The following is a 22,746-nucleotide window of genomic DNA, read 5'->3' as shown; positions in this document are numbered from 1 at the left end:
GAACATGGCGCGGGCGCAACGATGATCCTGATCGGCTTCGATCCCGGGCTCGGCACCACCGGCTGGGGGGTGATCGCGGCCGACGGCAACCGGCTGTCGCATATCGCCAATGGCCAGATAAAGACCGAACCGTCGATGGAACTCGCGAGGCGATTGTCGTTGCTCCACGCCGCGCTGGTCGACGTGATCCACCAGCACCAGCCCGATGGGGCGGCGGTCGAGGAGGTGCTGGGCAACAGCAACGCGCAGTCGACACTGAAGCTCGGACAGGCGCGCGGCGTGGTGCTGTTGTCGGCGGCCAACGCCGGGCTGGTGGTTGGCGAATATCATCCTTCAGTGCTCAAGAAGGCGGTCGTCGGCACGGGCGGCGCGGAGAAAAGGCAGGTGCAGGCGATGGTCCAGGTTCTTCTGCCCGGCGTGAAGCTCGCCGGGCCCGACGCGGCCGATGCGCTCGCGGTTGCTATCACCCATGCCCACCATATCGCGACGGCGCGGGCGATGCGCCGGGTGGTCGCATGATCGCGCGGCTGCGGGGTGTGCTGGCCGAAAATGCCGCGGACCATGCCGTGCTCGATGTCGGCGGGGTCGGCTATCTGGTCTGGTGTTCGGGCCGCACCCTGTCGGCGATCGGAGAAGTCGGCGGCGACGTTCTGCTGTTCACCGAGATGCAGGTGCGCGAGGATGCGATCACCCTCTACGGCTTCGGCTCGGCGGCGGAGCGCGAGACCTTCCGCCTGCTCACCAGCGTGCAGGGGGTCGGGGGCCGGGTCGCATTGTCGATCCTGTCGGTGCTCGACGCGGGCGAATTGTCGCGGGCGATCGCCAGCGGCGACAAGGCGATGGTGGCGCGCGCCAATGGCGTCGGCCCCAAGCTGGCGATGCGCATCGTCAACGAACTCAAGGACAAGATGGGCGGGGTCGCAATCGGCCCCGGCGTCAGTCCGTCCGCTGCGGCGAAGGGCGGCACCGCGAATGACGCGCTGTCGGCGCTCGCCAATCTCGGCTTCCGCCCCGCCGAGGCGAGTGCGGCGGTCGGCGCGGCGATCGAGGAACTGGGCGACGACGCTACCCTTGATGCAGTGGTGCGCCTCGCGCTGCGCAAGGCGGCGAAGTGAGCGAAGCGATCACCGCGCGTTGCCAGTGCGGCCAGCTTACCGCGACCTGCGATGGCGAGCCGGTGCGCGTGTCGGTCTGCCACTGCCATAATTGCCAGCGCCGTTCGGGCAGCGCCTTCTCGGCCCAGATCCGCTTCCCGACCGACAATGTCGCCGTGCGCGGCGATTATGCGAGCTGGACGCGGACCAACGCCAGCGGCAGCAAGGCGAGCTTCCATTTCTGCCCGGTCTGCGGCTCGACCCTCTTCTACGATCTCGACTCGATGCCCGGCGTGCGCGCGGTGGCGATGGGCGGCTTTGCCGGAACCGAGGTGCCGGAGCCGCAATTCTCGGTCTATGAGGCGCGCAAGGCCCCTTGGCTCGACCTGACCGGCGAGGCTATCGAGCATCATGACTGACAGTGATCGCCTCGTCGCCGGATCGCGCCGCCCCGAAGATGTCGACGCGGCGCTGCGCCCGAAGTCGCTCGAGGAGTTCGTCGGGCAGCAGGCGGCGCGCGACAATCTGCGTGTGTTCATCGAGGCGGCTCGCCAGCGCGGAGAGCCGCTCGACCATGTCCTGTTCTTCGGCCCGCCTGGGCTGGGCAAGACCACGCTCGCGCAGATCATCGCCAAGGAGATGGGCGCGGGCTTCCGCGCGACATCGGGCCCGGTGATCGCCAAGTCGGGCGATCTCGCGGCGCTGCTCACCAATCTCGAGGACGGCGACGTCCTGTTCATCGACGAGATCCACCGCCTCCAGCCGGCGGTGGAGGAGGTGCTCTATCCGGCGATGGAGGATCGCGCGCTCGACCTGATGATCGGCGAGGGGCCGTCGGCGCGCAGCGTGCGGATCGATCTGCCGCGCTTCACGCTGGTCGGGGCGACGACCCGGCAGGGGCTGATCACCACGCCCTTGCGCGATCGCTTCGGCATCCCCATCCGCCTGCAATTCTATACGGTCGAGGAGCTGGAGCGTGTGGTCAGCCGCGCCGCGCGGCTGCTCAACCTCCCGATCGCGCAGGATGGGGCGATGGAAGTCGCGCGCCGTGCACGCGGTACACCACGCATCGCCGGACGGCTGCTGCGCCGCGTCCGCGACTTCGCCAATGTGCTAGGCGCGGAGGTTGTCGACGCGACGGTGGCGGATCAGGCGCTGACCCGGCTGGAGGTCGATGCGCTAGGCCTTGACGCGATGGACCGGCGCTATCTCCACATGATCGCCGACATCTATCGTGGCGGTCCGGTCGGCGTGGAGACGCTCGCCGCCGGGCTCTCCGAACCGCGCGACACGATCGAAGATGTGATCGAGCCCTATATGATCCAGCTCGGCCTGATCGCCCGCACCGCGCGCGGCCGCTGCCTCAACGGCCGGGGGTGGAAGCATCTCGGCCTCAACCCGCCGCCCGAGGCTGGTCAGGATGGGTTGTTCGATGGGGTTTGAACGTTAGGAACTCGTCATCCTGAACTCGTTTCAGGATCCACCAGGCCGCTCTGATAAAATTGGAGGAAGTGCGACAGGGCCTTCGCTGGAGCCTGTTGCTTTACCCCTGCCGCCCGGTGGATGCTGAAACAAGTTCAGCATGACGGGGTTGTGTTGAATGCGGTTGGGAATGACCTCCACCCCATCTCCGTACATCGCCGGGATGACGCTTAGCCGGGACAAGCCGCCTTCCTACCCTACAAAAGTGATTCATTTCGGCTCCCGATCGCCTAGAAAGCGTTCAGCATGGATGAAACGCCCTATTCCGGCCGCTTCGAAGCGGGAGCGCACCTGTTCGCGCTGCGCGTCTATTTCGAGGACACCGACGCCGGCGGGGTCGTCTACCATGCCAATTATCTGCGCTTCATGGAGCGGGCCCGGTCCGACATGATGCGCGTGGCGGGGGTGGATCAGCGCGGTGCGCTGGAACGCGGCGAGGGCAATTATGTTGTAGCCGAACTGGGTCTGCGCTTCAGGGCGCCGGCGCGGCTCGACGACGATCTGCTCGTGATCAGCCGAGTGACCGAAATGCGCGGCGCCCTGTGCGCCGTTCATCAGAGAGTCATGCGAAGCACCGAAACACTGGTGGAAGCCGATGTCTCGGTCGCCCTGATAGGGGCCAATGGTCGGCCGAAGCGTCAGCCGCGCCACTGGATCGACATATTCGAACGATTGAAAGGGACCGAATAAGTGATGATGCAGGACGTGGCGGTCGCCGCATCGACATCGGCAATGTCGCCGATCGCGCTGTTCTTGCAGGCCGATATCGTCGTGAAGACGGTCATGATCGGGCTGCTGCTCGCGAGCATCTGGACCTGGACGATCATCCTGTCGGGCAGCATGGCGCTCGGCCGCGCCTACAAGGCCAGCAAGACGATCGAGGCCGATTTCTGGAAGTCGGAGGATATCGACAAATTCTACGAGGGGCCGGGGCGGCAGGACGTGCCCGCCGCGAAGGTCTTTTCCGCCGGGGTCGCCGAGTGGCGGCGCTCGGTGCGTACCGGCAAGCCGGTTGATCGCGACGGCACCCGCGCGCGGCTCGCCAATGCGATGTCGACGGCGGCTGCGGCGGAGGTGGACCGCCTGTCGGACCGGCTCAACATCCTCGCCACGGTCGGCTCGGTCGCGCCTTTCGTCGGGCTGTTCGGCACCGTCTGGGGCATCATGCGCAGCTTCACCGATATCGCCGCGTCACAGAACACCTCGCTCGGTGTCGTCGCCCCCGGCATCGCCGAGGCGCTGTTCGCCACCGCGCTTGGCCTGTTCGCGGCCATCCCGGCGGTCATCGCCTATAACCGCCTGCTCCATAAGGTCGGCAAGATCGAGGGCCAGCTCCACCGCTTCGGCGATGCGCTGCACATGACCCTCAGCCGCGAGTTGGAGCGCGCATAATGGCGATGGGGCCGGTTTCAGGCCGGGGTAGCCGTCGCGCGCCGATGGCGGATATCAACGTCACGCCGCTGGTCGACGTGATGCTGGTGCTGCTGATCATCTTCATGGTCACCGCGCCGCTGCTGCTCGCGGGCGTGCCGGTCGACCTGCCCGAGAGCTCGGCGGGCGCGCTTGATCAGGACAAGAAGCCGGTCCAGCTGTCGATCGACAAGAGCGGCGCGGTGTTCATCGACGATCGCGAGGTGCAGATGGCGGCGTTGCCCGATCAGCTCGCCCAGATCGCCGCCAAGTCGGGCAAGGGCAAGGATGGGCCGCAGATCTTCCTGCGCGCCGACAAGGCGCTCGACTATGGCCGCGTCATGGCGGTGATGGGCGCGCTCAACCATGCCGGTCTCAACCGCGTCGCGCTGGTGACGATGGGGGAGAGCGAAGAGGGTTCGTCGACCGGTGGGGGTCGCATCGACGGCGACGAAGTGCCGGAACCGGCGGTCCCCTGATGCAGAAGGCCGAGCGGGCAGGACTGGGGCTATCGGTCGTGGGGCATGTCGCCCTGCTGGCGATCCTGTCGCTCAACCTGATGAGCGTCCGCAAAATGCCCAAGCTCAGCGAGCCGATGGACGTGATGCTGGTCGACAAGGCGGGGCTGCTCTCTGCCGCGCCCGAAATGTCTAAGGAAGCGCCACAGGCTGCCGAGGCCCCGGAGGTCGCCCCCACGGTGGAGGAAGCCCCGCCCGAGGTCGCACCGACCCCGTCCCAACCCACACCATCGCCACCCAAGCCTGCGCCTTCGCCCAAGGCCGCCGAGAAACCCGCACCGCCAGCACCCAAGACCTCGCCCGCCAAACCGGCCCCGCCCGCGCCACCGGCGAAGGCCAAGCCGAAGGCGACCTCGCTCGGCACCGATTTCCTGAAGGGCATTCCGGTCGAGAAATCGACCGGCAAGGCCACCGCGCCCCGCGTCGCCGCGATCAGCCCGATCGCGATGAACGGGCTCGTCGCGCTGATCGCTAGTCAGGTGAAGCCCTGCTACACGATTCCGACAGGTGGCACCGATGCCCTGGCCATCATCACCAAGGTCCGGATGCGGCTCAAGAAAGATGGTTCGATCGCCGTCGCGCCCGAGGTGGTTGGTAATGCGGGCGTCACTGGATCGAATCAGCCTTATATGCAGCAAATGAACGAGGCCGCGCGCCGAGCCTTGCAACGCTGCGCTCCCTACAAACTCCCCGCCGACCTCTATGAGGGTGGCTGGGAAGACCTGATCTTCAACTTCCGGCCCGCGCAGATGGGCTGACCAGACCAGACGAGATTTGACTTATCCCCCCGCTTTCGGCTCTACATAGGAAAGCAGGGGCACAGGAGACGAGAATGCGCCTTCCCCTTGCCCTGTCCTTATTCGTCGCGATCTTTGCCGCCGCCATGCCGGCCCACGCGCAACTCGAAGTCGATATCAATGGCGGCGTCGCACAGCCGATGCCGATCGCGATTCCGGGCATGGCGACCCCTTCGGTGCAGAACACCCCCGCGGGCGATACCGCCTCTTTGGGTCAGCGGGTCGCCGACATCGTCACCAACGACCTGAAGAACAGCGGCCTGTTCAATCCGCTGCCGAAGAGCGCGTTGCAGACGGTGAGCCAGGCGCAGACCAATGCGCCCGACTTCATGTTCTGGACGCAGAGTGGCGCGCAGGCGCTGGTGCAGGGCTTCGTCCAGCTCAACGGCGACGGTTCGCTGACCGTCGCCTGCTATCTTTTCGACGTGCTTGCGAAGACCGAACTGACCCGCAACGGCTTCATCGTTCAGCCGTCGCAATGGCGGCAGGCGGCGCATAAATGCTCGGACATGGTCTATACCCGCCTGACCGGCGAGGGGCCCTATTTCAACAGCCGGGTCGTCTATGTCTCTGAAACCGGGCCCAAGACCAACCGTACCAAGCGGCTGGCGATCATGGACCAGGACGGGGCGAACCACCGCTTCATCACCAACGGCCAGACGATCGTGCTGACCCCGCGCTTCGCGCCCGATCGGCAGACGCTGGTCTACATGTCCTACACCGGCCAGCGGCCGCGCGTGTACGTCTATGATGTCGGCTCGGGCAAGCAGCGGCTCGTCGTCGACCAGCCGAACATGACCTTCGCGCCGCGCTTCTCGCCTGATGGCCGCTTCATCGTCTTCTCGATGGCGGTCGGCGGCAACACCGATCTCTATCGCGTGCCCTCGGGCGGCGGCCGCGCGGAGCGGCTGACCACCTCGCCGGGCATCGACACCGGCGCGAGCTATTCGCCCGACGGGTCGAAGATCGTCTTCGAAAGCGACCGCTCGGGCACCCAGCAACTCTATGTGATGAACGCCGACGGTTCGAACCAGAACCGGATCAGCTTCGGCGGCGGGCGCTATGCCACGCCGGTGTGGAGCCCGCGCGGCGACCTGATCGCCTTCACCAGGATTGGCGGCGGCTTCGCGGTCGGCGTGATGGGGGTGAACGGATCAGGTGAGAAGATCCTGACCAATGGCTGGCAGGACGAGGGCCCGAGCTGGTCGCCCAATGGCCGGGTGATCATGTTCTTCCGCACCGGTCAGGGCTCGGGCAAGGCCGATCTCTGGTCGGTCGATCTTACCGGCGTCAACGAACGTCCGGTGCCGACGCCGCTCGACGGATCGGACCCGGCCTGGGGACCGTTGTTGCCGTAAACGGGGATTTTTCCAACCAAAGTGGAATAAAACACGTTATCCAACCGTAATCAGTTTCGAAGAAGGAGAATCATGATGGCGCATCTGACGATGAGAATCGCTCTGGTGTCCGCGCTGGCGCTGAGCGTCGCGGCCTGCAGCAAGAAGAAGGTCGAGGAACTTCCCCCGGCTCCCCCGGCGGCGGCTCCCGCCCCCGCACCCGAAGCCCCGCCGCCCGCGCCGACCACCACCACCGTTCCCGGTTCGCGCGCCGATTTCCTTGAGCAGGCCGGCACCGACACGATCCATTTCGGCACCGATCTCTATGACATCGACGCAGAGAGCCAGGCGATCCTGACCAAGCAGGCGGCGTGGCTGACCAAGTTCCCGAACGTCGCGGTGACGATCGAGGGCCACGCCGACGAACGCGGCACCCGCGAGTATAACCTTGCGCTCGGCGACCGCCGCGCCAATGCCGCGAAGAACTATCTGGTCAACGCCGGCATCGCCGCGTCACGCCTCTCGGTGATCAGCTATGGCAAGGAACGCCCGGTCGCGACCGGTTCGGACGAAGCCAGCTGGGCCCAGAACCGCCGCGCCGTCACGGTGGTGCCGAACTAAGTTCGACCTTCCTTCCCCTCCCGCTTGCGGGAGGGGCGTAGGGGTGGGCAAGAAAGGTCGGAGGCTCGATGCCTCCGACCTTTCTTTTTGCCGGAAGTGCGGAAGCCCACCCCTCAATCCCCTCCCGCAAGCGGGAGGGGAGGCGCGATGTCACCGCACGAACCGCAGATCCTCGAAGTCCTCGGGAACATAATCGACCGTCCGTTTGGCGTAGCGGACCACGATCCTGTGGACCGCATCGCCCAGGCTCGTCTCGACATCGGTCACCACGCCCGCCGCCCCCTTCATCGTCCGGGTGCTATGATCGTCGACCAGCGTCTCGATGATGTCGCCGCGCTGGGGCGCGCGTTCGGTCAGCAGCGGACGCGCGGCAAGGCGGGCGAAGACCAGCGCCGCCGTCTCGTCATAGTTGCGCGCGACCGTCGCGGCATCGTCGCCCGGATCGACCTGTACCGCGATGTCGGCGAAGAACATCATCACCGGCCCGCCGGTCTCCGTCGCCGCCTGCATTGCCAGCGCGACGGTGCCCTCGAAACTGCGGCCCGTGACCGCCGATATGATCGGAACCGCCATGCCGGATCAGTCCAGCGAGACGAAGTGATCGCGCAGCGCCCGCGCATCGTGCAGCGCATTGTGCGGCACCTGGCTGTTGCGTGCGGTCGAAAAACCGGGGGTGCGGTGGAATTCGAAACGCATATGCTTGACGTCGACGATCTCGGTCTCACCGACCAGCAGCAGGCGGCAGAACAGCGCGATATCCTCGGGCCAGTCCGCGATGATCGTCACGTCGCGGTCCTGCGCCAGATAGGCGGCGATGTCGTGCGCGGCGGCGATCCGGTCGAGCCGGTTGAGCAGCATGGGCGGCACGCTTTCCAGATAGGGCACGACATGCTTCTCGACCCAGGGATGAAAGGGGCCGTCGATCGGGATCACGACATAATAGTCCTGGTCGCCGTATTCGGGGACCAGCGCGAGGCTCATCAGTTCGCCGCCGAAGCCGTTGAATTCGGTATCGAGGAAATAGCGCATTCAACCCCCAGCCGTCATCCCAGCGAAAGCTGGAATCTGCTTGCCTTCTTGCGGCAAAGACAAGTGAGATCCCAGTTTTCGCTGGGAGGACGCAAGCGGTTTCTAACCCAACGCCTCGTCGAGCATCCGCGCCAGCCGCAGCCCGCCGCGCTCGACCTGCAGGCGCAGGACCGGGATCAGCTCGACGATCTTCGCATTGGTCAGCACCGGACGGGTTGCGGGTTTCGGGCCGCAGGCATCTCCGGTCAGCGCCTGATAGGCATCGTGCGCAACCTGCCAATTCTCGCGGCTCCAATCCTCCACCGTTCCTTGCACCATCGCCGGGCGCTCGGCGGCGGGCACCTCTGACAACAGCCCGAGTGGTCCGCCCGGCGGGGTCGAGATTGCCCGGTCGGCAAGCAGGCCGTCCCAGATGCTGTGGATATTGGTGTTGGGCCTGAAGCCGTAATCGGCCTTCAGGTCGTTGCCGCCGCGGTCATGGCGGTCGCCGGCGTGGAGTGGCTGGTGCAGGTCACCCATGAAATGAACGAGGAAGACGAGTGCCTCGATCCGAACACGGAGCGGTTCGCTGCGGTCCCCGAGTAGCCGCGACATCCGCTCGATCTGGCGCGACACGCAATTGCCGTCGGGGCAGTTCGCCTTGAGGTCGAACGGCTGGCAGACATCCACATTCTGATAATGCCAGTTATAGGCGTGGCTGTAGCGGTCGCGGTACGGCTTGTTCTTGACGCAGTCGGCCCAGACCGACGCCTGCTCGATCGTGCGCGCCAGACAGGCGGGGGTTTCGAGCAGGTCGGACCGGGCCAGCAGCCGCGTGATCGCGCGCTTCGTCTCCGGCTTCACCGAGGCCATGGCGATCGTCGCTATCGTCTCATGGCCATATTCCCACCAGGCTGCGGCGGGGCTGGCGAACCCGCACAGGGCCGCCAGCGCAAACAGCCAGCGCAGCATCACTCGTCGCCGTATATCGCCACGACCTGCGGATGATCGGCGCGCGCCATGCCGCGATACATGCCGCCGCTGTTGAAGCTCCAGCCGCCGCGGCCTTTATGGTCGACGCTGATCAGCCCGCCGACCCCGCCGAGCGCGCCGATCTCCGCGATCACGCCGTCGCCCGCCTCGCCCAGCGTCGCCCCCGCGAGGCGCACCCGCGCCGACAGTTCGTGCGCCGCGCCGACCCGGATGAAATGTTCGCCCGAGCCGGTGCAGGAGGTGGCTGCGCCGCGATCGTCGGCCCAGGTGCCCGCGCCGATCACCGGCGAATCGCCGATCCGGTTCCAGCGCTTGCCGGTCAGCCCGCCGGTCGAGGTCGCGGCGGCGACATGACCCCGGCTGTCGCGCGCGACCGCCCCCACCGTGCCGTATTTCAGGTCGGCGTCGAAGGTGCCGCCCGCGCGCAGCTCTTCATATTGCCGCCAGCGCTCGTCGGTGTGGAACCAGGCGGGGGCGGCCTGTTCCAGTCCATGTTCGGCACCGAAACGATCTGCGCCCGCCGCGGTCAGCATGACGTGCGGGCTCTGCTCCATCACCGCGCGGGCCAGCGTCACCGGATGCTTGGCCTTGGTGACCGCGCTCACCGCGCCCGCCTCGCGGGTCGCGCCTTCCATCACCGCGGCGTCGAGCTCGTTGATCCCCTCGGCGCTGAACACCGAACCGCGCCCGGCGTTGAAATGCGGGTCGTCCTCCAGCACGCGCACCGCGGCCTCGACTGCGTCGAGCGCACTGCCGCCGCCGGCCAGGATCGTCTCGCCCGCTTCCAGGGCAGCGGCCATCGCAGCGCGGGCATGGCCGTCGCTCTCCGCGCCGACCTGCTCGCGGCGCAACTGCCCCGCGCCGCCGTGGATGACAAGGGTCCAGCCTTCGGTCGGGCCGGTCCAATGCGATATGATCTGGCGGTTCCTGGCCATGCTTCTACCTGAAATTGGGGAGCGTCTTCATATCGACGCTCGAAGGGCCTATACGGGTCCCGAGACTTTTCAAAGAGCTTACATCAATGTCCATTCGTCCGTGGCGCGACATCCAGCGCCGCCAGTCCCGTCAGATCATGGTCGGCAATGTCGCCGTTGGCGGCGGCGCGCCCGTCACCGTCCAGACGATGACCAATACCCCGACCGAGGATATCCGTGCGACGATCGACCAGATCCGCCGCTGCGAGGATGCGGGCGCGGACATCATCCGCGTCTCCTGTCCCGACGAGGCGTCCACCGCGGCGCTCAAGCAGATCGTCCGCGCCGCGAATGTGCCGATCGTCGCGGACATTCATTTCCACTATAAGCGTGCGCTCGAAGCCGCCGATGCGGGAGCGGCCTGCCTGCGGATCAATCCAGGCAATATCGGCTCGGAGGCGCGGGTGGCAGAGGTGGTTCGCGCCGCCAAGGCGAACGGCTGTTCGATCCGTATCGGCGTCAACGCCGGCAGTCTCGAGAAGGACCTGCTCGAGAAATATGGCGAGCCCTGTCCCGAGGCGCTGGTCGAAAGCGCGCTCGACCATATCAAGCTGCTCCGGGACCAGGATTTCCACGAATATAAGGTCGCGGTGAAGGCGTCCGACGTCTTCCTCGCGGTTTCGGCCTATATGGGGCTCGCCGAAGCGGTCGATTGCCCACTCCACCTCGGCATCACCGAGGCGGGCGGGCTGATCGGCGGCACCGTCAAGTCGGCGATCGGCATCGGCAATCTGCTGTGGGCCGGAATCGGCGACACGATCCGCGTCTCGCTGTCGGCGGAACCCGAGGAGGAGGTCCGCGTCGGCTTCGAGATCCTGAAGGCGCTCGGCATCCGCAACCGCGGCGTTCGCGTCGTCTCCTGCCCGAGCTGCGCCCGCCAGGGCTTCGACGTCATCCGCACCGTTCAGACGCTGGAAGAACGCCTCCAGCACATCCGCGTGCCGCTGTCGCTGTCGGTGCTCGGCTGCGTCGTCAACGGCCCCGGCGAAGCGCGCGAAACCGATATCGGCCTGACCGGCGGCGGCGCGGGCAAGCATATGGTCTATCTGTCGGGGGTCACCGACCACACGGTGCAGGACGCCGACATGGTCGATCATATCGTCAAGCTGGTCGAGGCGAAGGCCGCCGAGATCGAGGCCGCCGAAGCGGCGCAGGCGCAAGCGGCGGAATGAGGCTTTCGACGCTGGCGGCTATTTTCTCTCCCGCTCATCCTGAGGAGCAACTGAGCTTGTCGAAGTTGCGTCTCGAAGGAGCCGTCCTTCGATGCGGTCTTCGGCGTAGTTTATCCAGAGCGACGCCGCAGGCGACGTCGAAGGGCTCAGCCCTTACTCAGGATGAGCGGATTATTTCTTGATGAAGCAGTCCTCGCTCGCGGCTGCCTTCACGGTCGCTTGTCTCGGCATCGCGGTGTTCGCGTCGATGGACGCGGTGATCAAGGCGCTCAGCCTGGCGATGGGGACCTACAACACTTTGCTCTGGCGCAGCATCGCGGGAATCGTGGTCAGCGGCGCGCCCTGGTTGTGGCGGCGTCCGGCGCGACCGTCGCGCGCGGCGATGAAGCTGCATCTCGAGCGCGGCGCGGTGTCGGCGGTGATGGCGATGCTGTTCTTCTGGGGGCTCGCCCGCACGCCGATGGCGCAGGCGATCGCCCTGACCTTCATCGCCCCGCTGATCGCGCAGGGGCTTGCGGTGCTGCTGCTCAAGGAGCGGATGCAGCGCGGCGCGCTGCTCGGTTCGCTGCTCGCCTTTGCCGGGGTGCTGGTGATCCTGTGGGGGCAGGCTTCGGCGAAAATGGGCCCCGACGTGTTGTGGGGGGCGGTCGCGGTGCTGCTTTCGGCGGTGGCCTATGCCTATAACATCATTCTGATGCGGCGGCAGGCGCAACTTGCCGATCCCTATGAGGTCGCCTTCTTCCAGAGCGCGGTCGTCGCGATCTGTCTCTCGGTCGCGGCGCCCTGGTTCGCCGAGCTGCCGCCCGCCGAACATGCCCCGATGATCGTTTTCGCGGCGCTATTGGCCACGGTGTCGCTGGCCTTGCTGGGCTGGGCCTATGCCCGCGCCGAGGCGAGCTATCTCGCGCCGGTCGAGTTTACTGCCTTCATCTGGGCCAGCCTGTGGGGCTGGGTCTTTTTCCGCGAACATATCGGCCTCGCGACGCTGGCCGGAGCGGCGCTGATTGTCGGCGGCTGCTGGTGGGCGGCGCGCTCGCCCGATCTCGAACGGGATGTGATTCCATGACGCTTGCGATCCGCCGTGCCCGCCCGGGCGACGAGCATGACATTATCCGCCTCATCCGCGCGCTCGCCACCTATGAGCGCGAGCCCGATGCGGTGAAGGCGACCCCGGAGGGGCTGGCCGCGCTGCTGTTCGGTGATGCGCCAAAGGTGTTCGCGCATGTCGCCGAGGTGGACGGCGCGGTCGTCGGTATCGCGGTGTGGTTCTTCAACTTCTCCACGTGGACCGGCAAGCACGGCATCTATCTGGAGGACCTGTTCGTCGATCCGGCGGTGCGCGGCGGCGGGGTCGCGCGTGCGCTGGTCAAGGCGCTGGCCGACGAGGCGAAGGCGCATGACGGCGCGCGGCTCGACTGGGGCGTGCTTGACTGGAACGAGCTGGCGAAGGGCTTCTACCGGCGGCTCGGGGCGCGGCACATGCAGGGCTGGGAGCCGTGGCGGCTCGATGGCGAAGAATTGAAGGCGCTACAGGATAACTAATTCCAGCCCGGGATGGGGCAGGATTTATCCCCCCAGCACGTTGATCGTGAACGCCAGCACGCCGATGTTGAAGACGAACGCTGCAAAGCAATGAAAGGTGGCCACGCGGCGGATGCCGCGCGCGGGTATGCCGACATCGGACGTCTGGAAGGTCATGCCGAGCGTGAAGGCGAAATAGATGAAGTCCCAATAGTCGGGGTCGCCGTCTCCGGGAAAATCGAGCCCGCCGCAATCCCCGCCGGTCTTGGGTTTGGGGCTGTAATAGAGATGCGCGTAATGCAGCGCGTAGATCATGTTGCTGAACAACCAGGCGATCAGCAATGTGGCGATGATCAGCGCGATGTTCCCGGCACGCATCTGCGACTTCTGCGACAGCTCCACCGCGATCGCGACCAGTACGACGGTGCAGACGATCCCGGTGATCGCGAGAAGGACCGCGCGGTTGGCATCGTTGCGTTGCGCGGCTGACCGCATGTCGTCGGCTTCATGGCCGAGTAACGGGATGCAGGACAACAGGAACAGCACCCCGCCAGCGTCGAAAGCGATTAACGCGGCCTGGCTCCAATCGGCCCAACATGTCGCCACGCCGAACCCCAGCAAGGTGACGACGGCAAAGGCGATGAAGCGTGGCGGGGCGATACGGTGGCCGAGGGCGGGCGTGCTTCGAACTGCCATGCGCTGATCCTAGCGTGCTGCCGATGCGTCGGCTATGGCCCGCGCATGGCATGGGTCTGGCTGATCATCGGCGGCTGTTTCGAGGTGGGCTTCACCACATGCCTGCGCTTTGTCGATGGCTTCCGCAACATCCTCTGGACGCTGGGTTTCCTCGTCTCGGTCGGCCTCTCGATGGCGCTGCTCGAAGTGGCGAGCCGGTCGATCCCGATGGGCACCGCTTATGCGGTGTGGGGCGGGATCGGCGCGATCGGCACCGTCATCATCGGCATGATCTGGTTTCACGAACCCGCCACCCCGATCCGCATCGTCCTGATCTTCGCGATCGTCGCGTGCATCGCCGGGCTCAAGCTGACGGCGCACTGACCCGTCAAAGCCTCGCGGACCGCCCGATATTCACCTCATGCTGGACCAGCTCGACGATCTCGTCGATCACCGGTTCGCAGCCGGGAAACTGGCCGAGATAATGCATCGTCCAGTTGCAGCCGGTCGGGCTTTCGCTCGCGGTCGGCTTCGGCATCGGCGCGAGCACCTTCTTGTCGCAATCGCGCAACCGGGGATCGGCGTCGATCATCGCCTGGACGCGACGCTGGATTTCCTCGCCGGAGACCAGTTCGCGGCCCTCGCCGTCCGGCTTGATGTGCCCGGCGTGCAGGTTGAGCGGTTCTTCACCCATCGTCTCTCTCCTCGACGCGATCAAGCGCCGGGGCGGTCTTTGGTTCCGCATGCCCACGAATCGCGCGAAGCCGGGACCGATCCATGCTATGACCGCGGCAGGCAGGAAAAAGCGGGACTGTGACGCGCGCAACAGTTCCGCATCCGGTTTGCCCCTAAGGTCATGTTTCGGTGAAATCGTCTTGCTGCAAGGGCAACCGGGCCGCGCTTCGCTCCGTATAGGAAAGCGGGCCTAGACAGGGGAAGAATATGGCCGCTCGGATGTCGCGTTTCGTCATGATCGCCGCGCTCGCGATGGCGGGCGTTGCGGCACACGCGGCCGATGCGCCGTCGATCCAGGCCTATAAGCGTGATCCGCTGCCGATCTATGACGATGCCGGGACCAAGCTGCGCGACGTTCCGGTCGCCTCGATGCCGGCGGCTGGATCGCCCGGCGCGCGCGTCGTCCGCGCCAAGACCGGGTTCGTCGGCGTTCAACTCGACGGCAAGCTAGCCTGGCTGCGGTTGTCGACGGTCGACTATGTCGGCGATCTCGCGGCGATCACCTGCAATGCCAATGCGATGAGTTTCGCGAAGATGGAGGAAGACGGGCTGCAGCAGTCGCTGGGGCTCGGTTGCGGCGGGAGCAAGTAACACCGCACGGGTTCGAGGGGGCCAACTGGGGGGCAACAGGAGGCTTTGACATGCGACATGGTTTGATGCTGGCCGCGCTGACGGTCGCGCTGGGGGCTGCCCCGATGGCCGGCGCCGCGCCAAAGAAGAAAAGGGCGCCCGCCGCAGCAAAGCCCGCTGCTCCTGCCGAGCCCGTAATCGCGATGCTGCCCGATGCGCCCTATGTGCCGCTGACCGGCTGCCCGGTCCCGGCGGCCGGGGCGCTCGTCCCTGCGAAGAAGCTCGACAAGAAGGCGCGCGGCAAATTCTCGATCGACAAGGCACCCTATATCTCGACGCTCGATCCGGGCGACCTGTGCGTCACCAACCAGAAGATGCGCACCGGGGTCGGCGATACGGCGGGCGCGATGGGCCTGTCGGCGCAGGTGATGAACACCCGTTCGGCGCGGATGGACCTGATGGCGTCACCCGCGCTGGAAGCCGAATTGCGGCCGGTGCTTGAATCCTTTGCAAAGGCATGGCCCTATGCGCCGCTCGAGCGCACCCCGCGCATCCTGTTCCGCGCCGACGAGGCCTATCAGGCCCAGGCTTTGCCCGACAATACGATCATCGTCTCGATGGGCCTGCTAGAAGCCGCGCAGTCGGATTCCGAAGTGCTGTTCGTCCTCGCGCATGAATATTCGCATCTTCTGCTCGGCCATTTTACCAAGGCGGAAACGATTGCGGGGGCGAAGGGCGCGACCCAGGCGGTGTCGGTCGCCTGGCAGGCGGGCAGCGCCTTCAACGCGATGAAGAAGAGCGGCGGCGGCGCGAACATGCTGACCAGCATGCAGGGCGGGATGGAATCGGGCGCGCGCACGGCCGCGCCGATCGCCGAGGCGTTGCGCTTCGCGGTCGACGACATCTTCGCGCCGTCGTGGAACCGCGATCAGGAGAACCAGGCCGACGCGCTGGCGATCGACCTGCTGGTGCGCAGCAACGTCACCATCGACAGCTACGCAAACGTCTTCGCCCGGCTGCAAAAGGCGTTCGCGACCGAAAAGGCGTCCCGCGACAAGCGCAAGGCAGCGGCGGACGCGGTGCAGGCGAGCCTTGCCGAGACGATGAAGGGTTTCGCGAACAACGCCGTCACGACCAGCAGCCTGACCGGTGGCGCTGCCGGTTTCCAGGGTCTTGGATCGAGCCTGCTCAAGAGCGCGGGCGGGGCATTGCTCAACAATATGGGCAACATCACCAAGTCGCTGGGCGGCGACACCCATCTGCCGCCCGAGGAACGCCGCAAGGGCCTCGCCGCCTATTTCCAGGCGGGTTACCCGACCGCCGATCCGCCGATCGACACCGGCGCGCTGATCGGCCGGATCAAGGCAAGGCCGGACTATGGCCGCGCCATCGCCATCCGCAACGCCTATCTCAAGGCGCGCGGCAGCTATTTCGCGCAGGATTATGCCGGGGCCACCGCGCAGCTCCGCGCGCTCGGCGCGGGCAGCCGCTCCGCCCCGGTGTTCGTCAATTATGTCGCCGGGCTGGCGGCGCGCGACCAGGGCAATGTGGCGGCGGCGGCAAGCTTCTTCGACGCCGGGCGCGGCGGCCCGATCCAAAATCTCCAGCTCTACGAAACCTATACCGAGATGGAGCTGGGCGCGGGCGACATCCGGGACAGCGACAGCCTGATCTCCGAGGGCAAGGCGCGTTTCCGTGATCCCGATCATTTCAAGAGCATCGAGATCAAGCGCGGCATCGCCGCCGGCGACATGGCGGGCGCGCAATCGATCTACACCGCCTGCATGGGGATCAAGGGTCGCGACTATATCACCGAGCGCTGCAAGGCGGCGATGCCGCAAGCCGCGCAGCAACAGGCCAATCCGCTCGGCATCAAATTGCCCTTCGGCAGCTGACCTCGATGCGGCGCGCTTTGCTGATCGCGCTGGCGCTGGCCGGCGCGTCGCCGCTGGCTGCGGCCGGAACGGACGACCGGCTCGCGCGGATCGAGGCCGAGATCCAGGCGGCCACCGCCGCGCGGCGGTGGGACGAAGCGGTCGCACTCGGCCGCGAGGCGCTGGCGATCGAGGAGGTGGAGAAAGGTAAGGACCATGTCGAGGTTGGCGGCACGCTGTCCCTGATCGCGGGCTGGCTGGTCGAGCAGGGCAAGCCAGCCGAGGCGACCCCGCTGTACCGCCGCGCGCTGGCGATCTTCACGGGCAGGCTCGGTGCTGGTCATGAATTGTCCGAACAGGCGGCCTCGAACCTCGGCGCCAACCTTCAGGCGCTCGGCGCGTTCGACGAGGCCGAGGCGCTGTACCGCGCCGCGCTGGCCCGTGCACTGGCTAAGGGAAAGGCCGGGCGTCCGGCGGCGCTCGCTTATAACAATCTCGCTTATGCGCTGGGGCGGCAGGGGCGCTTCACCGAGGCGCGCGATTTCTATGCGAAGGCGCTAACGATCGCGCAGAACTGGGACCCCGAGGATCTCGATCTCGCGCTGATCGAGAGCAATGTCGCTGCCAATCTAGACGCGCTCGGGCGCCCGCTCGAGGCGGAACCACTTTATCGTCAGGCGCTGGCGGTGCGGATTTCCGAACTCGGCCCGAAGGACCCGGCGGTCGCGACAAGCTATAATAATCTCGGCTTCAACCTGGATGGACAGGGCCGCTATGCCGATGCCGCTCCGGCCTATGCGCGCGCGCTGAAAATCCGCGCCGCGCTCGACCCCGACGGACTCGCCGCCGCGACCAGCTACAACAATGCTGCGCACAATCTGAACCGGCAGGGAGACTATGCGAGCGCCGCGCCGCTCTATGCCAGGGCACTGTCGATCTGGCGGACGGTCTATGGCGATCACCATCCGGTAACCGCGATCGGCCTGTCCAATGTCGCGGTCAATCTGGAGCGGCAGGGCAAGGCAGCGGAAGCCGAGCGGCTGTTCGCGCAGGCACTGGCTATTCGCACCGCTGCGTTGCGCCCCGGGCATCCCGACATCGCCACCGCGCAACTGCGGTTGGGCCACAATCTCGTCGCACAAAAGGCTTATGGCCGGGCGCTGCCGCTCTACGAAATGGCGGTCGCGACCCGGCGGACGGCGTTCGGGGGCGATCATCCCGCGCTCGCCGAGGCGCTGACCGATCAGGCCGAACTGTTCCTTGCGCTCGGGCGCACCCGTGATGCGGTCGATGCTGCACGTGAAGCCGCGGAGATCGTCCGGCGCCGCCGGCTCGGCCGGGTCGGCGAGAGCCGTAATGGTGACACCGCGCAGCAAGCGGGCGGCGACGCGGTCCGCCGCGATCCGCTGGCGGGTGCGTTCGCGACGCTGATCCGCGCGAGCTGGGCGCGCGCCGCCGCGATGCCAGGACAGGCCGCCGCCTTGCGGGCCGAGGCCTTCCTCGCCGCGCAGGACCTGTCGGTTTCCGCCGCCGCGCGCAGCATGGCGCGCACCGCCGCGCGCACCGCCGCCGGGGACGGGCCGCTCGGCGAGCTCGTCCGCCGCCAGCAGGCGCTGTCCGATCGGACCGCCGAACTCGATGCGCGTTTGCTGCGGCAATTGCTGCGCGGCGATGCCGCCAATGCGGCGGCAACCCGCTCTAACCTCGACGCGGCGACGAAGGAACTCGCCGAGGCCGACCGCGCGTTGAGGACGGCATTTCCCGATTATGCCCGGCTGATCGGAACGAACGGCCTGCCATTGCGCGATGCACAGGCGCGGCTGACGCGCGACGCGGGGCTGCTGCTGATCGTCCCGGCGGGCGATGATCTCTACAGCTTTGCGATCGGCCCCAGGGCGGTCGCCTGGTCGCGGCTCGACGGCGGCGTGGCCTCCGCCGCCGCATCGGTGCGGGTGCTGCGCTGCCAGGTCGATCCCAAGAGTTGCGGCGGCCGCTCGGGCGATTGGCCTGCCTTCGACCGGGCAAGGGCCTTCACCCTCTATCGCGGCCTGGTCGCGCCGGTCGAATCCGCGCTGAAAGGAATGAGCGCGCTGTTCGTGGTCACCGGCGGCGCGCTCGCCGAACTGCCGCTCGGCCTGTTGTCCACCGCCGCGCCCGGCGCGGAGGATGTGTCCTGGCTGAGCGACCGCTATGCGATCACCGTGCTGCCGGCGGTGTCGGTGCTGCGCGCCGCGAGCAGCAAGGCGGCGCAGGGGGGCGCGGACGACGACCGCTTCGTCGGCTATGGCGCGCCATTGTTCCTCGGCCCGGCGAGCCCCGATCGCAAACTCGACGCTTTCTTGCGGATTCCGCAGCCGGTCGACCGCGCCGGTATCGGCCTGGCCGACGCGACGGCGCTACGCGAGCTGAGCCCGCTGCCCGGCACCGAGGTCGAATTGAAGGCGATGGCGGCGGCGCTCAGGGCGGGGCCTGAGCGGCTCCATCTCGGCCAGGCGGCGACCGAAGGATCGGTGCGCCGCGATCCGGCGATCGGCCATGCGCGGATCATCGCCTTCGCGACCCATGGCATCCTGCCGGGCGAGATCGGCGGTCTGCGCGAACCCGGCCTCGCCTTCACCCCGCCCGCGCAGGTCTCCGCCGAGGATGACGGGCTGCTTGCCGCGTCCGAAGTCGCGGGGATGCGGTTGTCGGCGGACTGGGTGATCCTGTCGGCGTGCAACACCGCCTCTGCCGATGGGACGCCGGGCGCGGACAGCCTGTCGAGCCTGGGCCGCGCCTTCCTCTATGCGGGGGCAGGGTCGCTGCTGGCGAGCCGCTGGCGGGTCGCCGACGATCCCACCGCCGCGCTGACCGTCGAGACGCTGGCGGCGCGGCAGGCGGGCCTCAGCCGCGCGGCGGCGCTGCAACGCGCGATGAGGGTGGTGCGGACCGGCCGCCGCACTGATGGCAGCGCGCTCCCCGGCTGGCAGGAGAGCTGGGCGCATCCCGCCGCATGGGCGCCCTTCACGGTGATCGGCAGCGACGGGAATTGATACCCTGCCCGCTCAGCCCTTACTCGGGATGAGCGGATGGAGGACTCATTCGTGCGGTCTTAGCCCCTGGTTGAGTTTGTCGACCACCTCGGCCATCGGTTCGGTGACGGTGACGCTGCGGCCTTCGCCGAAGCGGATGCGAGTGCCGTCGCTGACCGAAGAGATGAAGGTAACCTGGGATGCGTTGACCGCGGTTTCGACCCGGTCGGCGCCGACGAACATGACGAGCATGAATTCCTCTCCCTATGCTTGGGGGAGGAGCTTAGCGCTTTGAGAAATCCCGGCTAGCTCAAAAGAGCTTCGTTCTGCATTTCCGCGTCTGATGAATGCCGCGCAGGAAGCCGCGCCGGGCATAGCCCGCATCGAAGGCGCGGTTCAGGCGGCGTTGCGCCGGGGCCGCGCCGGTCACTTCGCGGACGAGGCCGCGGAACGGGATCAGCGAGTTGACCACGGTCTGCCCGCCCGCTTCGGCCAGTTTGCCGGCCCTGTTCTCCTTCTTGACCTCGCCAGCCTGGAAATCGGGACCGATCACATCGGTCAGCGCGTGGAACGCCGCCGAAATGTCGCGGCACGTCTTGATGCCCTTCATGTCATAGGGGTTTTGGCTCGCGGCGATCAGCACGGGCGGGATGGTCGTCTTGGCCACGCCGACGTCCTTGACAGGCTGCGAGGCGATCCGGCCGGCGCTCTCGCCGACCGATTTGAGGCGGCCCGGCTCGGCCGGGGCGCTTTCATTGGCGGGGGCCGTCTCGTTCGCGGGCGCGCTGGCGCTCGCATTTTCGGGCGCGGCGCGCGCGGGCAGGGCGAGGATCAGCGCGAGCGTGGCGAGGGGCGGGGCGATGCGGAGCATGGCCTACTCTAACGGCAAATGTCCCGAGGAGGAAAGCGGCTGCCGCTTCAGGCGGCGGCTGCTTGGGCCGGCCTGCCGCGCCGGACGGCAAGAAAGCCGAGCAGCGCGAGCATGGCGAGGACGATCGCCTGCGCGGCGGCGAAGGGCGGCTCGGTCTGGGTCGGCGCCAGCGCGTTGAGCGCGCCGATCTCGAGGAAGGACTGCACGACCAGCACGAAGCAGTTCAGCCACAGCGCGATCGTCGCGCTGACGGTATAGGCGCTGTTCCAGCCGTCCTGCCGCTTGAACGGCCCGATCGCCGCCACCGCGACGGTCAGCACCGCGAGCGACACGAGCCCGGTGATCGCCGCCGGGGTCAGCGCCGTCAGGGGGAAGAGGAAGCCGGTGAGGCTGGTCAACAGGGTGGTCGACAGAAAGACCATGTTGGTCCGCGCCAGCCAGCGGCCCTGCGCGAGGGCGACGAGCCAGATCAGTCCCGACGCTATCGCAATCAGGCTGATGACGACATGGAGCTGGGTGAACGCCGGTATCGATAGGCCGAGGATCATGACGAGCTTCCCCCTGAAGGACGATGCATCGGCGGCGAGGATATACTATCGGCAGCGTCGGGTCACGGGCTGTAACGACGCAGCTTGTCAGCGGGGTTCGAGACCCGCGCAGAGCGTTGCTACGAGCGCCCGCGCAATGTCCGCCGCGGAGCGCTCGCCGCCTTCCTGATACCAGCGGGCGGGCCAGTTGAGCGCGCCTGCCAGTGCGAAGGTGGTCAGCTTGACGTCGACGACGACGGCCGATCCGTCGGCGGCGGCGGCGGCGATCAGCTCGCGCATCGCGCCGTCGATCTCGCGCTTGAAGGCGCGGAATCGCGCACCGCTTTCGGCGCTCAGCGCTTCGGGGCGGGTCAACACGAAAATCCGCCCGAAATCGGTCATGTTGAGTTCGGCATAGCTGATCAGGAAGGCCTTGAGCCGATCGAGCCCGGTGCCCGGCAGTACCCGCGCCTGTTCCGCCGCGGGCCGCAACTGCGCCAGTCCGGCGTCGATGCACGCCGACAGGATCTGATCCTTGTTGCCATAATAATGGTAGAGGACCGGCTTGGTGACCCCGAGGCTGGCCGCGACGTCGTCGAGCGAGGTTTCGCGGAAGCCGCGCTCGTTGAACATGCGCACCGCGGCGAGCAGCACCGCCTGCCGTTTCGCTTCGCGTTCACGCTCGCGGTCGGCGCGCGACTGGAACGGCGTGTCGATCGGGGATGGAGGCGTCGGTCCGGACATGGACCGGCTATTGGCATGCGGCCGATCCGGCGTCTACCGATGAGCGACGCCGGGCGGGTTCAGCCCTTGGCGGGCACCGCCTGACCGACGGTGATCGTCCGGCCGAGCGGGCCGCCTTCCTCGGCCCGTTCGACCAGATAGGCGGCCACCGATCGCTTCGACACCGTCTCGAAGGATGACCAGCGCTCGCTCTTGTCGATCAGCGGAACCGCCTCATCATTGTCAGTCAGGCCGGGAGGCCGGACGATCGTCCAGCGCAGGCCCGACGCGCCGATCGCGGCTTCGGCGAGGTCATGGTCGAGATAGGCCTCGTGGATCGCGCTCAGCCGCAGGATGATGCGGAACATCAGCGCATGTTTCCGGCGGTCGGCGCCGACGCCGAAGGCGCTGAGATAGATGAAGTGCTGCGGACCATCGCCGATCGCCGCGATCGTCGCGGCAGCGACCCGCTGGAGGATGTCGGCAGGCGAGACGCGTTTGGCGAACAGGCTCTTCGACGCCCGGTTCTGCCCGATGCAGGAGATCACCGCATCGCAGCCGGTGATCGCGCCGCGCAGGAAATCGGCATCGGTCAGGTCGCCCGCCTTCTGCGTGAAGTGCGACACTGGCAGGCGCGCGGGTACTGCCGATCGCGACAATGCGACGATCTGGTGACCCTTGGCCAGCAGTGTGTCGACGACCAGTGCGCCGGTGCTGCCGCTCGCACCCAAAACCGCAACCTTCATACTTCGTCTCCCTCTGTTTGGGACGTTCGCGGGCTGCTTAAACGAGCCTGTCTTTCCGGCAAGAACGCAGGATTTTGTCCGTCAGGA

The 22,746-nt window shown here is 67.0% G+C and carries 28 protein-coding genes; 17 read left to right on the top strand and 11 right to left on the bottom strand.

Annotated features, from left to right (window positions below):
* Positions 1 to 21: 21 nt before the first annotated feature.
* From ruvC to pal, 10 genes are all read left to right on the top strand, one after another.
* Positions 22 to 519 (top strand): crossover junction endodeoxyribonuclease RuvC, encoded by a 498-nt coding sequence (gene ruvC, locus ASE00_RS14440; protein ID WP_056381369.1) that lies wholly within the window; start codon positions 22 to 24, stop codon positions 517 to 519.
* Positions 516 to 1,115, top strand: a complete 600-nt coding sequence (ruvA, locus tag ASE00_RS14435; protein ID WP_056381367.1) for a Holliday junction branch migration protein RuvA — start codon at positions 516 to 518, stop codon at positions 1,113 to 1,115. Before ruvC ends, ruvA begins: the two co-directional genes overlap by 4 nt.
* Positions 1,112 to 1,513, top strand: a complete 402-nt coding sequence (locus ASE00_RS14430) for a GFA family protein (RefSeq protein WP_235538681.1) — start codon at positions 1,112 to 1,114, stop codon at positions 1,511 to 1,513. Before ruvA ends, ASE00_RS14430 begins: the two co-directional genes overlap by 4 nt.
* A complete protein-coding gene (gene ruvB / locus ASE00_RS14425; protein ID WP_056381365.1) occupies positions 1,506 to 2,537 on the top strand; it encodes a Holliday junction branch migration DNA helicase RuvB in 1,032 nt (343 codons plus the stop codon). The genes ASE00_RS14430 and ruvB overlap by 8 nt, the downstream gene beginning before the upstream one ends.
* 285 nt (positions 2,538 to 2,822) lie before the next feature.
* On the top strand, positions 2,823 to 3,266 hold the full coding sequence (ybgC, locus tag ASE00_RS14420; protein ID WP_056381363.1) for a tol-pal system-associated acyl-CoA thioesterase: 444 nt from the start codon (positions 2,823 to 2,825) through the stop codon (positions 3,264 to 3,266).
* A gap of 3 nt (positions 3,267 to 3,269) precedes the next feature.
* Entirely contained in the window at positions 3,270 to 3,968 is a 699-nt protein-coding gene (gene tolQ / locus ASE00_RS14415) for a protein TolQ (RefSeq protein ID WP_056381361.1), read from the top strand.
* The gene (tolR, locus tag ASE00_RS14410) at positions 3,968 to 4,465 is read left to right on the top strand and encodes a protein TolR (protein ID WP_056381359.1); all 498 of its coding nucleotides are present in this window, start codon (positions 3,968 to 3,970) and stop codon (positions 4,463 to 4,465) included. The genes tolQ and tolR overlap by 1 nt, the downstream gene beginning before the upstream one ends.
* The gene (locus ASE00_RS14405) at positions 4,465 to 5,262 is read left to right on the top strand and encodes a hypothetical protein (RefSeq protein WP_235538680.1); all 798 of its coding nucleotides are present in this window, start codon (positions 4,465 to 4,467) and stop codon (positions 5,260 to 5,262) included. The genes tolR and ASE00_RS14405 overlap by 1 nt, the downstream gene beginning before the upstream one ends.
* A 74-nt stretch (positions 5,263 to 5,336) precedes the next feature.
* Positions 5,337 to 6,659 carry a Tol-Pal system beta propeller repeat protein TolB gene (tolB, locus tag ASE00_RS14400; protein WP_056381354.1) on the top strand — a complete coding sequence of 441 codons (1,323 nt, stop codon included), beginning with the start codon at positions 5,337 to 5,339 and terminating at the stop codon, positions 6,657 to 6,659.
* 72 nt (positions 6,660 to 6,731) lie between these two features.
* Positions 6,732 to 7,259 carry a peptidoglycan-associated lipoprotein Pal gene (gene pal, locus ASE00_RS14395; RefSeq protein ID WP_414819851.1) on the top strand — a complete coding sequence of 176 codons (528 nt, stop codon included), beginning with the start codon at positions 6,732 to 6,734 and terminating at the stop codon, positions 7,257 to 7,259.
* 150 nt (positions 7,260 to 7,409) lie between these two features.
* Here the strand turns inward: pal and ASE00_RS14390 are convergent, their stop codons facing one another.
* The 4 genes from ASE00_RS14390 to ASE00_RS14375 all read right to left on the bottom strand — a co-directional run bounded on the left by ASE00_RS14390 (position 7,410) and on the right by ASE00_RS14375 (position 10,195).
* Positions 7,410 to 7,832 carry a hypothetical protein gene (locus ASE00_RS14390; RefSeq protein ID WP_056381351.1) on the bottom strand — a complete coding sequence of 141 codons (423 nt, stop codon included), beginning with the start codon at positions 7,830 to 7,832 and terminating at the stop codon, positions 7,410 to 7,412.
* A gap of 6 nt (positions 7,833 to 7,838) precedes the next feature.
* Positions 7,839 to 8,288, bottom strand: coding sequence for a hypothetical protein (locus ASE00_RS14385; RefSeq protein ID WP_056381349.1), 450 nt, complete (start codon positions 8,286 to 8,288; stop codon positions 7,839 to 7,841).
* A 102-nt stretch (positions 8,289 to 8,390) separates the two neighbouring features.
* Positions 8,391 to 9,239 carry a S1/P1 nuclease gene (locus ASE00_RS14380; protein ID WP_056381346.1) on the bottom strand — a complete coding sequence of 283 codons (849 nt, stop codon included), beginning with the start codon at positions 9,237 to 9,239 and terminating at the stop codon, positions 8,391 to 8,393.
* Positions 9,239 to 10,195 (bottom strand): isoaspartyl peptidase/L-asparaginase family protein, encoded by a 957-nt coding sequence (locus tag ASE00_RS14375; RefSeq protein WP_056381344.1) that lies wholly within the window; start codon positions 10,193 to 10,195, stop codon positions 9,239 to 9,241. The genes ASE00_RS14380 and ASE00_RS14375 overlap by 1 nt, the downstream gene beginning before the upstream one ends.
* Before the next feature lie 86 nt (positions 10,196 to 10,281).
* On the opposite strand from ASE00_RS14375, the gene ispG reads away from it, so the two are divergent.
* The 3 genes from ispG (at position 10,282) to ASE00_RS14360 (ending at position 12,948) form a co-directional block, all read left to right on the top strand.
* Positions 10,282 to 11,406: a flavodoxin-dependent (E)-4-hydroxy-3-methylbut-2-enyl-diphosphate synthase gene (gene ispG / locus ASE00_RS14370; protein ID WP_056381328.1), complete on the top strand. Its 1,125-nt coding sequence runs from the start codon at positions 10,282 to 10,284 to the stop codon at positions 11,404 to 11,406.
* Between the two features lie 181 nt (positions 11,407 to 11,587).
* On the top strand, positions 11,588 to 12,472 hold the full coding sequence (locus ASE00_RS14365; protein ID WP_156405448.1) for a DMT family transporter: 885 nt from the start codon (positions 11,588 to 11,590) through the stop codon (positions 12,470 to 12,472).
* On the top strand, positions 12,469 to 12,948 hold the full coding sequence (locus ASE00_RS14360; protein ID WP_056381323.1) for a GNAT family N-acetyltransferase: 480 nt from the start codon (positions 12,469 to 12,471) through the stop codon (positions 12,946 to 12,948). Before ASE00_RS14365 ends, ASE00_RS14360 begins: the two co-directional genes overlap by 4 nt.
* Before the next feature lie 24 nt (positions 12,949 to 12,972).
* On the opposite strand, the gene ASE00_RS14355 is transcribed toward ASE00_RS14360, so the two are convergent.
* Positions 12,973 to 13,623 carry a DUF1345 domain-containing protein gene (locus tag ASE00_RS14355; RefSeq protein WP_056381321.1) on the bottom strand — a complete coding sequence of 217 codons (651 nt, stop codon included), beginning with the start codon at positions 13,621 to 13,623 and terminating at the stop codon, positions 12,973 to 12,975.
* A 45-nt stretch (positions 13,624 to 13,668) separates the two neighbouring features.
* Here ASE00_RS14355 and ASE00_RS14350 point away from each other — a divergent pair, with 45 nt between their 5' ends.
* On the top strand, positions 13,669 to 13,986 hold the full coding sequence (locus ASE00_RS14350; RefSeq protein WP_056381320.1) for a DMT family transporter: 318 nt from the start codon (positions 13,669 to 13,671) through the stop codon (positions 13,984 to 13,986).
* A gap of 4 nt (positions 13,987 to 13,990) precedes the next feature.
* On the opposite strand, the gene ASE00_RS14345 is transcribed toward ASE00_RS14350, so the two are convergent.
* The gene (locus ASE00_RS14345; protein ID WP_056381318.1) at positions 13,991 to 14,296 is read right to left on the bottom strand and encodes a hypothetical protein; all 306 of its coding nucleotides are present in this window, start codon (positions 14,294 to 14,296) and stop codon (positions 13,991 to 13,993) included.
* Positions 14,297 to 14,544: 248 nt separating this feature from the next.
* Between ASE00_RS14345 and ASE00_RS14340 the strand changes: the two genes are divergently transcribed.
* Genes ASE00_RS14340 through ASE00_RS14330 form a run of 3 tightly spaced genes read left to right on the top strand, consistent with a single transcriptional unit; the run spans position 14,545 to position 19,813 of the window.
* The gene (locus ASE00_RS14340) at positions 14,545 to 14,928 is read left to right on the top strand and encodes a hypothetical protein (RefSeq protein WP_056381315.1); all 384 of its coding nucleotides are present in this window, start codon (positions 14,545 to 14,547) and stop codon (positions 14,926 to 14,928) included.
* 50 nt (positions 14,929 to 14,978) lie between these two features.
* The gene (locus ASE00_RS14335) at positions 14,979 to 16,802 is read left to right on the top strand and encodes a M48 family metalloprotease (RefSeq protein ID WP_056381314.1); all 1,824 of its coding nucleotides are present in this window, start codon (positions 14,979 to 14,981) and stop codon (positions 16,800 to 16,802) included.
* Positions 16,803 to 16,807: 5 nt separating this feature from the next.
* Positions 16,808 to 19,813, top strand: coding sequence for a CHAT domain-containing tetratricopeptide repeat protein (locus ASE00_RS14330; RefSeq protein WP_235538679.1), 3,006 nt, complete (start codon positions 16,808 to 16,810; stop codon positions 19,811 to 19,813).
* 45 nt (positions 19,814 to 19,858) lie between these two features.
* On the opposite strand, the gene ASE00_RS14325 is transcribed toward ASE00_RS14330, so the two are convergent.
* From ASE00_RS14325 to ASE00_RS14305, 5 genes are all read right to left on the bottom strand, one after another.
* Positions 19,859 to 20,044 carry a hypothetical protein gene (locus tag ASE00_RS14325; RefSeq protein ID WP_056381309.1) on the bottom strand — a complete coding sequence of 62 codons (186 nt, stop codon included), beginning with the start codon at positions 20,042 to 20,044 and terminating at the stop codon, positions 19,859 to 19,861.
* 58 nt (positions 20,045 to 20,102) lie between these two features.
* Entirely contained in the window at positions 20,103 to 20,663 is a 561-nt protein-coding gene (locus ASE00_RS14320; protein WP_056381307.1) for a hypothetical protein, read from the bottom strand.
* A gap of 47 nt (positions 20,664 to 20,710) precedes the next feature.
* Entirely contained in the window at positions 20,711 to 21,211 is a 501-nt protein-coding gene (locus tag ASE00_RS14315) for a hypothetical protein (protein WP_056381305.1), read from the bottom strand.
* Between the two features lie 87 nt (positions 21,212 to 21,298).
* Positions 21,299 to 21,934, bottom strand: a complete 636-nt coding sequence (locus ASE00_RS14310; RefSeq protein ID WP_056381303.1) for a TetR/AcrR family transcriptional regulator — start codon at positions 21,932 to 21,934, stop codon at positions 21,299 to 21,301.
* A gap of 59 nt (positions 21,935 to 21,993) precedes the next feature.
* A complete protein-coding gene (locus tag ASE00_RS14305) occupies positions 21,994 to 22,659 on the bottom strand; it encodes an NAD(P)-dependent oxidoreductase (RefSeq protein ID WP_082594706.1) in 666 nt (221 codons plus the stop codon).
* Positions 22,660 to 22,746 lie beyond the last annotated feature (87 nt).

This window comes from Sphingomonas sp. Root710, assembly GCF_001429065.1.
In the GTDB taxonomy this organism is placed as follows: domain Bacteria; phylum Pseudomonadota; class Alphaproteobacteria; order Sphingomonadales; family Sphingomonadaceae; genus Rhizorhabdus.
Note: the sequence above shows the minus strand (reverse complement) of the source record. Positions and strands in the feature narration are given on the sequence as shown.

Coding starts and splice junctions, on each gene's coding strand:
- ruvC (WP_056381369.1), top strand. CDS start 22: ATGATCCTGATCGGCTTCGATCCCGGGCTCGGCACCACCGGCTGGGGG.
- ruvA (WP_056381367.1), top strand. CDS start 516: ATGATCGCGCGGCTGCGGGGTGTGCTGGCCGAAAATGCCGCGGACCAT.
- ruvB (WP_056381365.1), top strand. CDS start 1,506: ATGACTGACAGTGATCGCCTCGTCGCCGGATCGCGCCGCCCCGAAGAT.
- ybgC (WP_056381363.1), top strand. CDS start 2,823: ATGGATGAAACGCCCTATTCCGGCCGCTTCGAAGCGGGAGCGCACCTG.
- tolQ (WP_056381361.1), top strand. CDS start 3,270: ATGATGCAGGACGTGGCGGTCGCCGCATCGACATCGGCAATGTCGCCG.
- tolR (WP_056381359.1), top strand. CDS start 3,968: ATGGCGATGGGGCCGGTTTCAGGCCGGGGTAGCCGTCGCGCGCCGATG.
- ASE00_RS14405 (WP_235538680.1), top strand. CDS start 4,465: ATGCAGAAGGCCGAGCGGGCAGGACTGGGGCTATCGGTCGTGGGGCAT.
- tolB (WP_056381354.1), top strand. CDS start 5,337: ATGCGCCTTCCCCTTGCCCTGTCCTTATTCGTCGCGATCTTTGCCGCC.
- pal (WP_414819851.1), top strand. CDS start 6,732: ATGATGGCGCATCTGACGATGAGAATCGCTCTGGTGTCCGCGCTGGCG.
- ASE00_RS14390 (WP_056381351.1), bottom strand. CDS start 7,832: ATGGCGGTTCCGATCATATCGGCGGTCACGGGCCGCAGTTTCGAGGGC.
- ASE00_RS14385 (WP_056381349.1), bottom strand. CDS start 8,288: ATGCGCTATTTCCTCGATACCGAATTCAACGGCTTCGGCGGCGAACTG.
- ASE00_RS14380 (WP_056381346.1), bottom strand. CDS start 9,239: ATGCTGCGCTGGCTGTTTGCGCTGGCGGCCCTGTGCGGGTTCGCCAGC.
- ASE00_RS14375 (WP_056381344.1), bottom strand. CDS start 10,195: ATGGCCAGGAACCGCCAGATCATATCGCATTGGACCGGCCCGACCGAA.
- ispG (WP_056381328.1), top strand. CDS start 10,282: ATGTCCATTCGTCCGTGGCGCGACATCCAGCGCCGCCAGTCCCGTCAG.
- ASE00_RS14365 (WP_156405448.1), top strand. CDS start 11,588: ATGAAGCAGTCCTCGCTCGCGGCTGCCTTCACGGTCGCTTGTCTCGGC.
- ASE00_RS14360 (WP_056381323.1), top strand. CDS start 12,469: ATGACGCTTGCGATCCGCCGTGCCCGCCCGGGCGACGAGCATGACATT.
- ASE00_RS14355 (WP_056381321.1), bottom strand. CDS start 13,623: ATGGCAGTTCGAAGCACGCCCGCCCTCGGCCACCGTATCGCCCCGCCA.
- ASE00_RS14350 (WP_056381320.1), top strand. CDS start 13,669: ATGGCATGGGTCTGGCTGATCATCGGCGGCTGTTTCGAGGTGGGCTTC.
- ASE00_RS14345 (WP_056381318.1), bottom strand. CDS start 14,296: ATGGGTGAAGAACCGCTCAACCTGCACGCCGGGCACATCAAGCCGGAC.
- ASE00_RS14340 (WP_056381315.1), top strand. CDS start 14,545: ATGGCCGCTCGGATGTCGCGTTTCGTCATGATCGCCGCGCTCGCGATG.
- ASE00_RS14335 (WP_056381314.1), top strand. CDS start 14,979: ATGCGACATGGTTTGATGCTGGCCGCGCTGACGGTCGCGCTGGGGGCT.
- ASE00_RS14330 (WP_235538679.1), top strand. CDS start 16,808: ATGCGGCGCGCTTTGCTGATCGCGCTGGCGCTGGCCGGCGCGTCGCCG.
- ASE00_RS14325 (WP_056381309.1), bottom strand. CDS start 20,044: ATGCTCGTCATGTTCGTCGGCGCCGACCGGGTCGAAACCGCGGTCAAC.
- ASE00_RS14320 (WP_056381307.1), bottom strand. CDS start 20,663: ATGCTCCGCATCGCCCCGCCCCTCGCCACGCTCGCGCTGATCCTCGCC.
- ASE00_RS14315 (WP_056381305.1), bottom strand. CDS start 21,211: ATGATCCTCGGCCTATCGATACCGGCGTTCACCCAGCTCCATGTCGTC.
- ASE00_RS14310 (WP_056381303.1), bottom strand. CDS start 21,934: ATGTCCGGACCGACGCCTCCATCCCCGATCGACACGCCGTTCCAGTCG.
- ASE00_RS14305 (WP_082594706.1), bottom strand. CDS start 22,659: ATGAAGGTTGCGGTTTTGGGTGCGAGCGGCAGCACCGGCGCACTGGTC.